Below are 12,809 nucleotides of genomic sequence, written 5' to 3'. Positions count from 1 at the left end.
CACGGGGGAGACCGCGAATGCTCGAACGACTGTTCAAACTCAGCGAGAACAAGACGACGGTGCGGACGGAGATCGTGGCCGGGATCACGACCTTCCTCACCATGGCCTACATCATCTTCGTCAACCCGGACATCCTCAGCAAAGCCGGGATGCCGTTCGGCGCGGTGTTCGTGGCGACCTGCGTCGCCGCCGCGATCGGCTGCCTCTTGATGGCCTTCCTGGCCAACTACCCGATCGCGCTGGCGCCGGGCATGGGACTCAACGCCTATTTCGCCTTCGTCGTGGTCGGGAAGATGCACTTCAGCTGGCAGGTGGCGCTCGGCTGCGTCTTCTTCTCGGGCATCATCTTCTTCATCATCAGCGTGCTGCCGATCCGGGAGTGGATCGTCAACGCGATCCCGAAGTCGCTCAAGATGGCGATCGCTGCCGGCATCGGCCTGTTCCTGGCGCTGATCGCGCTCAAGAATGCCGGCATCGTGGTTGGGGATCCGGCCACGCTGGTGACCCACGGCAACCTCAAGAGCTGGCCCGTGCTGATGGCGACCTTCGGCTTCGCCCTGATCGTAGCCCTCGAGTATCGCAAGGTGCTGGGCGGGGTGATCATCGGCATCCTGGTGGTGACCATCATCTCGATCATCGCCGGCCAGCAGAAGTTCGCAGGCGTGTTCGACGTGCCGCCCTCGATCGCGCCGGTGTTCGTGCAAATGGATCTTGCCGGCGCACTGGGCGTCGGACTGGTGACGGTGGTCTTCACCTTCCTGTTCATCGACCTGTTCGACAACACCGGCACGTTGATTGCGTTAGCCCATCGCGGCGGCTTCATGCGGCCGGACGGCACGGTGCCGCGGCTGCGCAATGCCCTGATGGCAGACAGCGCGGCGGCGATGATCGGTGCCGCGGTCGGCACCTCGACGACGACGAGCTACATCGAGAGCGCGTCGGGCATCAACTCCGGCGGACGGACCGGACTCACCGCGCTCACGGTCGCGGTGCTGTTCCTGCTCGCGCTGTTCGTGGCGCCGCTCGCCGGCTCCATTCCGCCGTACGCAACAGCGCCGGCGTTGCTCTATGTCGCCTGCCTGATGATGCGCGGCCTCGTCGAAGTGGAATGGAACGACATCACCGAAGCGGCGCCCGCCGTCATCACCGCGATCGCGATGCCGTTCACGTTCTCCATCGCGGAAGGAATCGCGTTCGGCTTCATCGCCTACACGGTCATCAAACTCGTCGCCGGCAAGCTCGGCGAAATACATCCGGCGGTGGGAATTCTCGCTGTGCTGTTCGTGATCAAGTACGTGTTCATTCCATAGCCAACGCGTAATCCGACAGGGCGCACGGTCATTTGTTTGTCCACGAACCGCGCGTGCCCATAACAATCGATCCGTCAAGCCCGGCGGACGGAAAGAAATTGTCTTGGCAATGTGACGAAGGTGCTTTACACAGCCTAGGCCTTAGGCGCTGGCCTGAGTTCTAGGGAGGAGAGGCGGCAAAAGCCGTCCGGACCACTTCGGGGTATGAGAGAAGCGGCGGTCACACGGGGACCGCCGCTTTTCTGTTCAGGCACTTACGGGCGGAAGCTGAATATGTCCATCTGGTGCAGGAAGTAGAATCCCAGCCAGAGGACAGCCGCGACCAGGCTGGTGATGACCGCCTTGCGGACCAGTTGGGGCTTGTCGGGGGCGCCATGGTCCTGGCCGCGGCCGGGGTTCTCGACCCGCTTCACACCCAGCGGCAGGACGGTGAATAGTATGGTCCACCAGATCACAAGATAGACCATGACGCCGGTTGCCCAGCTCATGATCTAGACCTGTTCGAGTTCGATCAGGGTGCCGTTGAAGTCCTTGGGATGCAGGAACAGCACCGGCTTGTCGTGGGCGCCGATCTTGGGTTCGCCGTCGCCCAGCACCCGGGCGCCCTCGGCCTTCAGCTTGTCGCGGGCGGCGTAGATGTCCTCCACCTCGTAGCAGACATGGTGGATGCCGCCGTCGGCGTTGCGGCTCAGGAAATTGGCGATCGGCGACTTCTCGCCGAGAGGGTGCAGCAACTCGATCTTGGTGTTGGGCAGCTCGACGAACACGACAGTGACGCCGTGCGCCGGTTGCGGCTTGGGGGCGCTCACCTTGGCGCCCATGACCTTGGCGTAGAGGTCGGCCGCCTTGGCGAGGTCCGGCACCGCGATGGCGATATGGTTCAGGCGTCCGATCATGGGTGCTCCTGGGTCTTTAGATGCGGACGATGTGGACGTCCGTCAACGGCTTCTTGCCGAGATGGGACCGCACGATCCGCCGCACCGTCTGGTGCGCGGCGTTCTCGATCCGGCCGTCGTCGCGGCGCTCGGCGGCGCTGAGGTCGGCCAGCATCTCCTTCAGGCCGGCGACGATGGCGCCGACGAGCTCGCCTTCGCCGTCGTCGATGCCGCGCAGGCTGACCACCGGATCGGCCTTGGCCCGACCCTGGGCGTCGATCACCAGGGTCGCCGCGGCCGCGCCGTTCCACATCAGCTTGCGCCGCTCGCGCAGCGCCTCACCGTCGAGCTCGATCAGGATGTCGCCGTCGCGCGCCAGCCGGCCGGCATGGACATGGTCGATCACCGTCGCCGGCCCCGGGGCCAGCCGCACCAGGGTGCCGTTGGGCGCCAGCACCGTCTCCGGCACCTGGCAGTGACCCGCCAGCGCGACATGCTCGACCATGTGGCGCATCTCGCCATGCACCGGCAGGGCGATCTGGGGGCGCACCCACTGGTACATGCGCACCAGCTCCTCGCGCGCCGGATGGCCCGAGACGTGGAGGTGCTCCTCCGGCCCGTCGACGATCACCTCGACGCCGCGCGCCATCAGGGCGTTCTGCAGCCGGCCGACCGCGCGATCATTGCCGGGGATGACGCGCGAGGAGAAGATCGCCGTATCGCCCTCCTCCAGCACCAGGTCGCGATGCTCGCCGGTCGCCAGCTTGGCCATCGAGGCGCGCGGTTCGCCCTGGCTGCCGGTGCAGATGAACAGGACTTTCTCACGCGGCAGATAACCGGCTTCCTGCTCCGACACCGTGGTCGGGAAGTCGAGCAGGTAGCCGCATTCCTGCGCCGCCTCGACCATGCGCTGCAGGGCACGGCCCGACAGGACCGGATGCCGCCCGGCGGCGACCGCCGCCTTGGCGATGCTTTCGACGCGCGCCAGGTTCGAGGCGAAGCAGGTCACCGCCACCCGGCAGCGTCGCGTCTTCACCAGCTTCTCGAGATTGGCGCGGATGGTCGCCTCTGAGCCGGCCTCGCCCTCGACGAAGACATTGGTGCTGTCGCAGATCATGGCGAGCGCGCCCTGCTCGCCGATCTTCTGCAGGGTCGCCTCGTCGGTGACCTCACCCAGCAGCGGCTCGGGGTCGATCTTCCAGTCGCCGGTATGGAACACCGTGCCGAACTTGGTGCGCACCGCCAGCGCATTCGGCTCGGGGATCGAATGCGTCATGGTGATCATCTCGAGCTCGAACGGCCCGACGGTGAACTTGCCGCCCAGCGGGATCTCGGTGAGCGGCACCTCGTCCACGAGACCGGCGTCGCGCAGCTTGCGCTTCAGCACCGAGGCCGCGAACGGCGTGGCATAGACCGGCGCCTCGAGCCTGGGCCACAAGTCGGCGACCGCGCCGAGGTGATCCTCGTGGGCGTGGGTGATGATGATGCCGGCGAGGTCCTCCTTGCGCTCCTCGATGAAGGTCGGATCGGGCATCACCACCTCGATGCCCGGCATGGTGTCGTCGCCGAAGGCGATGCCGAGATCGACCATCAACCACTTGCCGGCATGGCCGTAGAGGTTGAGGTTCATGCCGATCTCGCCCGCGCCACCCAGCGCGACGAACAGCAGCTCGTCGTTGGAGGGGACGGTCATCCGCGGTTGCGCCGCCAGATCTCCAGCAGCCCGAGCGACATCAGGTCGGGCTCGATCGCGTCGAACAGCCCGATCTCGTCCTTGAACACGTTGGCGAGGCCGCCGGTCGCCACGACCTTCATCGGCTCGCCGTACTCGGCGCGGATGCGCTTGATCAGGCTCTCGATCAGCCCGACATAGCCCCAGAAGATGCCCGACTGCATGGCCGGCACGGTCGCCTTGCCGATCACCTTCTCCGGCCGCTCGACCCGGATGCGCGGCAGGCGCGCGGTCATCAGGTAGAACGATTCGATGGTGAGCTCGACGCCTGGCGCCAGCACGCCGCCGATGAAGTTGCCGTCCTTGTCGGCCATGTCGAAGGTGGTGGCGCTGCCGAAGTCGACGGTGATCAATGGCCCGCCATATTTCTTGTAGCCGGCGATCACGCCGACCAGCCGGTCGGCGCCGGCATCCTGTGGCCGGTCGATCAGCACCTTGATGCCGAGCTTGCAGTCGGGCTCGCCGACGACCAGCAACTCGGTCCCGAAGTAGGTCTGGCACAGGCGGCGCAGGTTCGGGTTCACCTGCGGCACGACGCTGGCCAGGATCGCCCCGGTGATGGTCCTGGGCTCGAAGCCCTGCAGATGCATGAGCTGGGTGATCCAGGCGGCGTACTCGTCGGCGGTGCGCTTGGCCTCGGTACGCAGGCGGTACTGCGACACCAGCTTGTCGCCGTCGAACACGGCGAACTTGGAGTTGGTATTGCCGACATCGATCGCCAGCAGCATGACTCGGTTCCCTTCTACGCCACGCGGGCCAACAACTCGCCGGCGACGATCCGACGCGGCCCCGCCTCGGTATCGAGCAGCAAGGCCCCCTCGCTGTCCATTCCGGCAAAGCGGCCGCGCACCAGCTCGTCACCCAGCTTGACGTCGACCTCGAGGCCAAGCGGCCCGGCCTTGGCGAGCCACTCCGCCCGCACCGCCGGAAAGCCGTCGCGCCGCCACTGCACCATCCGCCGCGCCAGCGCCGCGGTCAGCGCCTCGAGCGCCGCCTCGACCGTGCCGCCGAGACAGGCCCCGGGATAGCGCATCTCGGGCAGGTTCGGGGCAAAGCCGACATTGACGCCGATTCCCAGGACCACGTGCTCGGCCTTGCCGTCGGCGGCGATGGAGCTCTCGGGCAGGATACCGGCCACCTTGCCGCCGTCGACCAGCACGTCGTTGGGCCATTTGACCCGCACAGCGCGGCCAGACGGCACCATGTCCGCGACCGCAAGCGCCGCCACGAAGCCCAGCTCGGCCGCGCGCATTGCCGGGCAGTCGGGGCGCAGGATGGTCGAGCTGTAGAGATTGCCCACCGGCGAGGCCCACGACCGGCCGCGCCGCCCTCTTCCGCCGGTCTGCTCGCGCGACCAGACGACGGTGCCTTCGGTGGCGCCGGCTTCGGCGAGACGCGCGGCTTCGTCGTTCGTGCTGCCGACGCTGGGCAGCGCGACCAGCGTCCACCCGTCCGGCAGGACGGGCGAGAATGTCACGGGAACAGGCCCTTGGCCGCGGCGGCCGCAATGGCACTGAGCGGCTGCGGCAGCAGCGAGAACAGCGCGACCAGCACGGCCGACACGAAGGCGACCGCGCGGTTCATGCTGAAGACCGGCTGGTCGATCGCCTCGGTGCCCTCGTCGAAGTACATCACCTTGACGATGCGCAGGTAGTAGTAGGACGCCACGACCGAGGCCAGCACGCCGAGCACGGCCGGCCAGAACAGCCTGGCCTCGACCGCCGCCATGAAGACGTAGAGCTTGCCCCAGAACCCGGCGAGCGGCGGGATGCCGGCCAGCGAGAACATGAACACCATCATGGCGAGGGCGAGCAGCGGATGGCTGCGGCCGAGGCCGGCGAGGTCGGAGACATTCTCGACCATGATGTCACGCCGCTTCATCAGCAGGATGATGGCGAAGGTGCCGAGGTTCATGACCATGTAGATGGCGAGATAGAACACCACCGACTGGATACCCTTCTCGGTGCCACTGGCGACGCCGAGCAGCACGTAGCCGACGTTGGCGATCGACGAGTAGGCCATCAGACGCTTGATGTTCTGCTGGCGCAGCGCGGCGAACGCGCCCCAGGCCATCGACAGCACGGCGGCGGCGACGATGATCTGCTGCCACTGCGGGAACATCGGCTTGAACGGGCCCATCAGGACCGAGACCAGTAGCGAGACGCCGGCGATCTTGGTGGCGACGGCGAAGAAGGCGGTGACCGGGGTCGGCGCGCCCTCATAGACGTCGGGCGTCCACATATGGAACGGCACGGCGGCGACCTTGAAGGCCAGGCCCGCGACCACGAACACCAGACCGATGGTGGTGCCGATCTCGGCCGCCTTGCCGGCCAGCAGGGCTTGCGAGATCTGCACGAAGGCGGTGCCGCCGCAGAAGCCGTAGATCAGCGAGGCGCCGAACAGCAGCATGCCTGAGGCGACCGAGCCCAGGACGAAGTATTTGATGCCGGCCTCGGTCGAGCGCACCGAATCGCGCTGGAAGGCGGCAATCACATACAGCGCCAGCGACTGCAGCTCGAGCCCGACATAGAGCGACATCAGGTCGTTGGCCGAGATCATCAGCATCATGCCGAGCGTGGCCAGCGCCACGATCAGCGGATATTCGAACCGCCAGACCTGAGCGCGCTCGAAATAGGCACGGCTCATCAGGAGGGCGACCGCCGAGCTGATCAGCACCAGCGCCTTCATGGTCGTGGTCAGCCGGTCGGTGACGAACAGCGACGCGAAGGCGGTGCCCTCGCGATAGGGCGCGAACAGCAGGATCGCCGTCACGATCAGGGCGACCGAGGTCGCGATCGAGATGAAGGCGGTCGACGCCTCGCCGCGCAGCACGCCGTAGAGCAGCAGCAGCGACGTCGCCACCGCGAGGAACAGCTCGGGACGGGCCAGCGTCCAGTGCTCGAGGCCGATGATGTCGTTCATGGCAGGGCCGCCGTGCGCGCGAGCTTCAGCGCCGCATTGTAGTCCCCGATCAGCTTGTCGACGGCGGGCGCCATCGGATCGAGGAACGAGTTGGGATAGATGCCCATCCACAGGACGATCAGCACGAGCGGCAGGAACACCGCGACCTCGCGCCGGTTCATGTCCAGGATGGCCTTCAACGAGTCCTTGGTGAGCTCGCCGAAGATGATCTTGCGGTAGAGCCACAGCGCGTAGGCCGCACCCAGGATCAGGCCCGTCGCAGCCAGGAACGCCACCCAGGTATTGGCCTTGAAAGTGCCGATCAGCACCAGGAACTCGCCGATGAAGCCCGAGAGACCGGGCAGACCGACGCTGGCCAGGGTGAAGAACATGAAGACGAAGGCGTAGCGCGGCATGCGATGGACCAGGCCGCCATAGGCTGCGATCTCGCGGGTATGCATGCGGTCATAGACGATCCCGACGCAGAGGAAAAGCGCGGCCGAGACGATGCCGTGGCTCAGCATCTGGAAAATCGAGCCCTGCACGCCCTGCATGTTCATGACATAGATGCCGATCGTCACGAAGCCCATATGGGCGACCGACGAATAGGCGATCAGCTTCTTCATGTCCTCCTGAACCAGGGCGACCAGCGAGGTGTAGATCACCGCGATGACCGACAGGCCAAAGACCAGTGGCGCGAAGTACTGCGTCGCCTCGGGGAACAGGGTCACCGAGAAGCGGATGAAGCCATAGCCGCCCATCTTCAGCAGGACGCCGGCCAGGATGACCGAGCCCGCGGTCGGCGCCTCGACGTGGGCGTCCGGCAGCCAGGTATGGACCGGCCACATCGGCACCTTCACGGCGAAGGAGGCGAAGAAGGCGAGCCACAGCCAGAACTGCCACTGGAACGGCAGCTGCAGCTTCTCCATCACCGTCGGGAAGTCCGACGTGCCGGCCTGCCAGTAGATGGCGATGATCGCCAGCAGCATCAGGACGGAGCCGAGCAGCGTGTAGAGGAAGAACTTGAAGGCCGCGTAGACGCGCCGCTTGCCGCCCCAGACGCCGATGATCAGGAACATCGGGATCAGCACGCCCTCGAAGAAGACGTAGAACAGCGCGAGGTCGAGGGCGCAGAACATGCCGACCATGAAGGTCTCGAGGACCAGGAAGGCCACCATGTATTCCTTGACCCGGGTCTCGACGGCTTCCCAGCTCGCCAGGATGCAGATCGGCGTCAGCAGGGTCGACAGCAGGACGAAGAACAGCGAGATGCCGTCGATGCCCATGTGGTAGCCGATGTTGAGCGCGGGGATCCAGGCGACCTTCTCCTCGAACTGGAAGCCCGCCTTGGTCGGATCGAAGTGCACCCACAGCAGCAGCGATACCAGGAAGGTCACCAGCGAGGTGATCAGCGCGGCGCTGCGGCAATTGCGGTCGACGGCCTCCTTGGGGCCCTGGACGACCAGGCAGAACAGCGCGCCCACCAGCGGCAGGAAGGTGACGACGGAAAGGATTGGCCAGCTCGCCATCGCGCTATCTCACGAACAGCATGAAGTAGCTGACGAGTGCGGCCACGCCGACCAGCATCACGAAAGCGTAGTGATAGAGGTAGCCGCTCTGGAAGCGGCTGAGGACGCCGGCGACGTCGTTCGCCCGCGCTGCCAGGCCGTCGGGCCCGAGCCCGTCGATGGTGGCGCCGTCGCCCTTCTTCCAGAACAGGCGGCCGATGGCCAACGCCGGCTGGACGAGCATCGCGTCGTACAGCTCGTCGAAGTACCACTTGTTGTAGAACAGGGTATGCAACGGCTTGAAGGCACGGATGGTCTTCGCCGGCATCGCGGGATTGACCACGTAGTAGTAATAGCTGAGCGCCATGCCGCTCAGCGCCGCGACCAGCGGCAGCAGCTTCACCCAGGTATCCACTTCATGCATGGCGTGGAGGATGTGCTCGGTCGCCTTGACCGCGATCGAGGTGCCCCAGAAGTTCTCCCAGCCCTCGCCGACGAACCAGCCGTAGGCGACCAGGCCCGACAGCAGCGCGCCGGCGGCCAGCACGTAGAGCGGGATCAGCATCACCGGCGGGGACTCGTGCGCATGGTCCCAGGTGTGATGGTCGCCGCGGTAGGTGCCGTAGAAGGTCATGAACATCAGACGCGCCGAGTAGAAGGCGGTCATGAAGGCGCCGACGACGCCCAGCCAGTAGGCGATCTGGCCGACCGTCGAATGGGCACCGTAGGACGCCTCGAGGATCGCGTCCTTGGAATAGAAGCCCGCGAAGCCCAGGCCATGGCCCAGGATGAAGGGCACGCCGATGCCGGCCAGCGCCAGCGTGCCGATCCACATCAGGATGAAGGTCTGCGGCGCCTTCTCCTTCACGCCGCCCATGTTGCGCATGTCCTGCTCGTGGTGCAGGCAATGGATCACCGAGCCCGAGCCCAGGAACAGCAGCGCCTTGAAGAAGGCGTGCGTCATGAGGTGGAACATCGCCGCCGAGTAGGCGCCGACGCCGGCGGCGAAGAACATGTAGCCGAGCTGGCTGCAGGTCGAGTAGGCGACCACCCGCTTGATGTCGAACTGGGTGAGACCGATCGTGGCGGCGAAGAACGCCGTCGCCGCACCAACCAGGGTGACGACCGCGGACGCGGTCGGCGCCAGCTCGAACAAGGGCGACAGGCGGCAGACCATGAACACGCCGGCCGTCACCATGGTCGCGGCATGGATCAGGGCGGAGACCGGGGTCGGACCTTCCATCGCGTCCGGCAGCCAGGTGTGCAGGCCGAGCTGGGCCGACTTGCCCATGGCGCCGACGAACAGCAGCAGGCAGGCGGTCTCGAGCGCCGGCACCTGATAGCCGAGGAACATGAAGCTGGCCTGCGCCATCTCCGGGGCCTTGTCGAAGACCTCCTTGAGGTCGACGCTGCCGCTCAGCATCCAGACGGCGAAGATGCCGAGCGCGAAGCCGAAGTCCCCGACGCGGTTGACGACGAAGGCCTTGATCGCCGCGGCATTGGCCGACGGCCGGTCGTACCAGAAACCGATCAGCAGGTACGAGGCGAGGCCGACGCCCTCCCAGCCGAAGAACAGTTGCACCAGGTTGTCCGCCGTCACCAGCATCAGCATGAAGAAGGTGAACAGGCTGAGGTAGGACATGAAGCGCGGGATCGACGGGTCCTCGGCCATGTAGCCGACCGAGTAGACATGGACCATCGACGAGACGCCGGTGACCACGATCAGCATCACCGCGGTCAGGGTGTCGACGCGCAACGACCAGCCGACCTCGAGCGTGCCCGACGTCATCCAGGTGAAGAGCGGGACGATCACCTGCTTCTCGTGGCCGAAGCCGATGGTGGCGAACACCAGGATCGACAGCGCCGCCGCGATCAGCAGCGCCGCGCAGGTGACGATCTGCGCCGGCCGGTCGCCGATCACCCGGCAGAACAGCCCGGCGATCGCCGCGGCGAGCAGCGGCAGCAGGACGATGAGCTTGATGGCAAGATCCATGGTGCGTCCCTGCCCTAGCCCTTCATCGCGTTGATGTCTTCGACCTCGACGGTGCCGCGATTGCGGAAATACACCACGAGGATCGCGAGCCCGATCGCCGCCTCGGCCGCCGCCACGGTCAGCACCAGCATGGCGAAGACCTGGCCGACGACGTTGCCCTGATAGGCCGAGAAGGCCACCAGGTTGATGTTGACGGCGAGCAGCATCAGCTCGACGCACATCAGGATGATGATGACGTTCTTGCGGTTCAGGAAGATGCCGAGGATGCCGAGCGTGAACAGCACGCCGGCGACGGTCAGGTAGTGCTCGAGGCCGATCACGACACGCCTCCCCGGCTCGGCACCTTGACCAGGGTCACCGACTCTTCCTTCGGGCGGTAGAGCTGGTCGCTGACGCGCTGGCGGCGCACGCCCGGCCGGCGCCGCAGCGTCAGCACGATGGCGCCGATCATGGCGACCAGCAGGACCAGGCCCGCGACCTGGAAGAGATAGAAGTACTGGGTGTAGAGCACCCGGCCGATGGCGCGGGTGTTGTCGATCGCCAACGCCTGGGCGCCGGCCTTGCTGAAGGTGCTGACCGTGCCCGAGGTGCCGCCCAGCACGCCCAGGCCGAACAGGATCTCGGCCAGCAGCGCGGCGCCGATCATGGCGCCGATCGGGAGATAGTCGAGGAAGCCTTCCTTGAGTTTGACGATGTTGATGTCGAGCATCATCACGACGAACAGGAACAGCACCGCGACCGCACCGACATAGACGATCACCAGGATCATCGCGATGAACTCGGCGCCGATCAGCACGAACAGCGCCGCGGCGTTGAAGAAAGCGAGAATCAGGAACAAAACGGAATAAACGGGATTGCGCGACACCACGACCATGGCGCCCGACGCCACGAGCACCGCCGCGAACACGTAGAAGGCTATCGCCTGGAGCAGCATCTTCCCCCCTGCCCCGGCCTAGCGATACGCCGCGTCGGACTGGATGTTGGCCGCAAGCTCGGCTTCCCAGCGGTCGCCGTTCGCGAGCAGCTTGTCCTTGTCGTAGAGCAGCTCCTCGCGGGTCTCGGTCGAGAACTCGGTGTTGGGACCTTCGACGATGGCATCGACCGGACAGGCTTCCTGGCAGAAGCCGCAGTAGATGCACTTGGTCATGTCGATGTCGTAGCGCGTGGTGCGGCGGCTGCCATCTTCGCGCGGCTCGGCCTCGATGGTGATGGCCTGGGCCGGGCAGATCGCCTCGCAGAGCTTGCACGCGATGCAGCGCTCTTCGCCGTTCGGATAGCGGCGCAGCGCATGCTCGCCGCGGAACCGGGGGCTGAGCGGGCTGCGCTCGTACGGGTAATTGATCGTCGCCTTGGGCTTGAACATGTAGCGCAAGGTCAGCAGGAAGCCCGACACCACCTCGGTGAGGAGGAACTGGCGGGCGATACGGTCCAGGGAAGCCATGATGCGGACCTCAGTGCTTGGGGACCCAGCCGCCGAACTGCAGGACGGCGGCGGTGAGGACGACCCAGCCCAGCGACACGGGCAGGAAGACCTTCCAGCCCAGCCGCATCAGCTGGTCGTAGCGGTAGCGGGGCAGCGTGCCCTTGGTCCAGGAGAAGACGAAGAGCAGCAGGGCGATCTTGAGCGCGAACCACACGACACCCGGGATCCAGGTGAAGGGCGCGTAAGGGATCGGCGACATCCAGCCGCCGAGGAACAGGATCGCGCCCAATCCCGACAGCAGGATCATGTTGGCGTATTCGCCGAGGAAGAACAGCGCGAAGGGCATCGACGAATATTCGGTCTGGAAGCCCTGCACCAGCTCGGCCTCCGACATCGGCAGGTCGAACGGCGTGCGGTTGGTCTCGGCCAGCGCCGAGACGAAGAAGATGACGAACATCGGCAGCAGCGGCAGCCAGAACCAGTTCCAGAACCAGCCCGACTGAGCGATCACCACCTGGCTGAGATTGAGCGAACCAACGCAGAGCAGCACGGTGATCAGCACGAAGCCGATCGAGACCTCGTAGGACACCATCTGCGCCGCCGAGCGCAGCGCGCCGAGGAAGGCGTACTTCGAGTTCGACGCCCAGCCGGCGATGATGATGCCGTAGACGCCGAGCGAGGAGATCGCGAACAGGTAGAGGATGCCGACATTGATGTCGGCGATCACCCAGCCGTCGTCGAACGGCACCACCGCCCAGGCGATCAGCGCCGTCATGAAGGTGATCATCGGCGCGAGCAGGAACAGCACGGTGTTGGCGCTCGAGGGGACGATGCTCTCCTTCAGGAAGAGCTTCAAGCCGTCAGCGAGCGGCTGCAGCAGGCCGAACGGACCGACGACATTGGGACCGCGGCGGAGCTGGATCGAGGCCCAGACCTTGCGGTCGACGTAGGTCATGTAGGCCACCGCCACCAGGAGCGGCACGGTGACGGCCAGGCACTCGAGCAGGATCAGGATGGCCTGACCGAGCCAGTGCGTGGTGAGGAAGGTGGCGACGGCCGCGAACATC

General features: G+C 65.9%; 13 protein-coding genes. 1 reads left to right on the top strand and 12 read right to left on the bottom strand.

What is annotated here, in order from left to right; genetic code table 11:
• Nucleotides 1-17 precede the first annotated feature (17 nt).
• Nucleotides 18-1,310: an NCS2 family permease gene (locus J0J01_RS09880; RefSeq protein WP_296380105.1), complete on the top strand. Its 1,293-nt coding sequence runs from the start codon at nucleotides 18-20 to the stop codon at nucleotides 1,308-1,310.
• A 254-nt stretch (nucleotides 1,311-1,564) separates the two neighbouring features.
• On the opposite strand, the gene J0J01_RS09875 is transcribed toward J0J01_RS09880, so the two are convergent.
• Genes J0J01_RS09875 through nuoH form a run of 12 tightly spaced genes read right to left on the bottom strand, consistent with a single transcriptional unit; the run spans nucleotide 1,565 to nucleotide 12,808 of the window.
• A complete protein-coding gene (locus J0J01_RS09875; protein ID WP_296380104.1) occupies nucleotides 1,565-1,798 on the bottom strand; it encodes a DUF1467 family protein in 234 nt (77 codons plus the stop codon).
• Between the two features lie 3 nt (nucleotides 1,799-1,801).
• Nucleotides 1,802-2,206 carry a methylmalonyl-CoA epimerase gene (gene mce / locus J0J01_RS09870; protein ID WP_296380103.1) on the bottom strand — a complete coding sequence of 135 codons (405 nt, stop codon included), beginning with the start codon at nucleotides 2,204-2,206 and terminating at the stop codon, nucleotides 1,802-1,804.
• A gap of 16 nt (nucleotides 2,207-2,222) precedes the next feature.
• Nucleotides 2,223-3,878, bottom strand: a complete 1,656-nt coding sequence (locus J0J01_RS09865) for a ribonuclease J (protein ID WP_296380102.1) — start codon at nucleotides 3,876-3,878, stop codon at nucleotides 2,223-2,225.
• Complete coding sequence (locus J0J01_RS09860) at nucleotides 3,875-4,645, bottom strand: type III pantothenate kinase (RefSeq protein ID WP_296380101.1); 771 nt, start codon at nucleotides 4,643-4,645, stop codon at nucleotides 3,875-3,877. Before J0J01_RS09860 ends, J0J01_RS09865 begins: the two co-directional genes overlap by 4 nt.
• Before the next feature lie 14 nt (nucleotides 4,646-4,659).
• On the bottom strand, nucleotides 4,660-5,394 hold the full coding sequence (locus tag J0J01_RS09855) for a biotin--[acetyl-CoA-carboxylase] ligase (protein WP_296380100.1): 735 nt from the start codon (nucleotides 5,392-5,394) through the stop codon (nucleotides 4,660-4,662).
• Nucleotides 5,391-6,839 (bottom strand): NADH-quinone oxidoreductase subunit NuoN, encoded by a 1,449-nt coding sequence (nuoN, locus tag J0J01_RS09850; protein ID WP_296380099.1) that lies wholly within the window; start codon nucleotides 6,837-6,839, stop codon nucleotides 5,391-5,393. The genes J0J01_RS09855 and nuoN overlap by 4 nt, the downstream gene beginning before the upstream one ends.
• Nucleotides 6,836-8,347 (bottom strand): NADH-quinone oxidoreductase subunit M, encoded by a 1,512-nt coding sequence (locus J0J01_RS09845; RefSeq protein WP_296380098.1) that lies wholly within the window; start codon nucleotides 8,345-8,347, stop codon nucleotides 6,836-6,838. The genes nuoN and J0J01_RS09845 overlap by 4 nt, the downstream gene beginning before the upstream one ends.
• A gap of 4 nt (nucleotides 8,348-8,351) precedes the next feature.
• Nucleotides 8,352-10,319: an NADH-quinone oxidoreductase subunit L gene (gene nuoL, locus J0J01_RS09840; RefSeq protein ID WP_296380097.1), complete on the bottom strand. Its 1,968-nt coding sequence runs from the start codon at nucleotides 10,317-10,319 to the stop codon at nucleotides 8,352-8,354.
• Nucleotides 10,320-10,333: 14 nt separating this feature from the next.
• On the bottom strand, nucleotides 10,334-10,639 hold the full coding sequence (nuoK, locus tag J0J01_RS09835) for an NADH-quinone oxidoreductase subunit NuoK (protein ID WP_296380096.1): 306 nt from the start codon (nucleotides 10,637-10,639) through the stop codon (nucleotides 10,334-10,336).
• A complete protein-coding gene (locus J0J01_RS09830; RefSeq protein ID WP_296380095.1) occupies nucleotides 10,636-11,253 on the bottom strand; it encodes an NADH-quinone oxidoreductase subunit J in 618 nt (205 codons plus the stop codon). The genes nuoK and J0J01_RS09830 overlap by 4 nt, the downstream gene beginning before the upstream one ends.
• Nucleotides 11,254-11,271: 18 nt before the next feature.
• Nucleotides 11,272-11,760, bottom strand: coding sequence for an NADH-quinone oxidoreductase subunit NuoI (nuoI, locus tag J0J01_RS09825; RefSeq protein ID WP_296380094.1), 489 nt, complete (start codon nucleotides 11,758-11,760; stop codon nucleotides 11,272-11,274).
• 10 nt (nucleotides 11,761-11,770) lie between these two features.
• Nucleotides 11,771-12,808 (bottom strand): NADH-quinone oxidoreductase subunit NuoH, encoded by a 1,038-nt coding sequence (gene nuoH / locus J0J01_RS09820; RefSeq protein WP_296380093.1) that lies wholly within the window; start codon nucleotides 12,806-12,808, stop codon nucleotides 11,771-11,773.
• Between the last annotated feature and the right edge of the window lies 1 nt (nucleotide 12,809).

It is taken from the genome of Reyranella sp. (assembly GCF_017305915.1).
Taxonomy (GTDB): domain Bacteria; phylum Pseudomonadota; class Alphaproteobacteria; order Reyranellales; family Reyranellaceae; genus Reyranella.
Note: the sequence above shows the minus strand (reverse complement) of the source record. Positions and strands in the feature narration are given on the sequence as shown.

What these genes read in the sequence shown, in the direction of transcription:
- J0J01_RS09880 (WP_296380105.1), top strand. Translation starts at nt 18, where the DNA reads ATGCTCGAACGACTGTTCAAACTCAGCGAGAACAAGACGACGGTGCGG.
- J0J01_RS09875 (WP_296380104.1), bottom strand. Translation starts at nt 1,798, where the DNA reads ATGAGCTGGGCAACCGGCGTCATGGTCTATCTTGTGATCTGGTGGACC.
- mce (WP_296380103.1), bottom strand. Translation starts at nt 2,206, where the DNA reads ATGATCGGACGCCTGAACCATATCGCCATCGCGGTGCCGGACCTCGCC.
- J0J01_RS09865 (WP_296380102.1), bottom strand. Translation starts at nt 3,878, where the DNA reads ATGACCGTCCCCTCCAACGACGAGCTGCTGTTCGTCGCGCTGGGTGGC.
- J0J01_RS09860 (WP_296380101.1), bottom strand. Translation starts at nt 4,645, where the DNA reads ATGCTGCTGGCGATCGATGTCGGCAATACCAACTCCAAGTTCGCCGTG.
- nuoN (WP_296380099.1), bottom strand. Translation starts at nt 6,839, where the DNA reads ATGAACGACATCATCGGCCTCGAGCACTGGACGCTGGCCCGTCCCGAG.
- J0J01_RS09845 (WP_296380098.1), bottom strand. Translation starts at nt 8,347, where the DNA reads ATGGCGAGCTGGCCAATCCTTTCCGTCGTCACCTTCCTGCCGCTGGTG.
- nuoL (WP_296380097.1), bottom strand. Translation starts at nt 10,319, where the DNA reads ATGGATCTTGCCATCAAGCTCATCGTCCTGCTGCCGCTGCTCGCCGCG.
- J0J01_RS09830 (WP_296380095.1), bottom strand. Translation starts at nt 11,253, where the DNA reads ATGCTGCTCCAGGCGATAGCCTTCTACGTGTTCGCGGCGGTGCTCGTG.
- nuoI (WP_296380094.1), bottom strand. Translation starts at nt 11,760, where the DNA reads ATGGCTTCCCTGGACCGTATCGCCCGCCAGTTCCTCCTCACCGAGGTG.
- nuoH (WP_296380093.1), bottom strand. Translation starts at nt 12,808, where the DNA reads ATGTTCGCGGCCGTCGCCACCTTCCTCACCACGCACTGGCTCGGTCAG.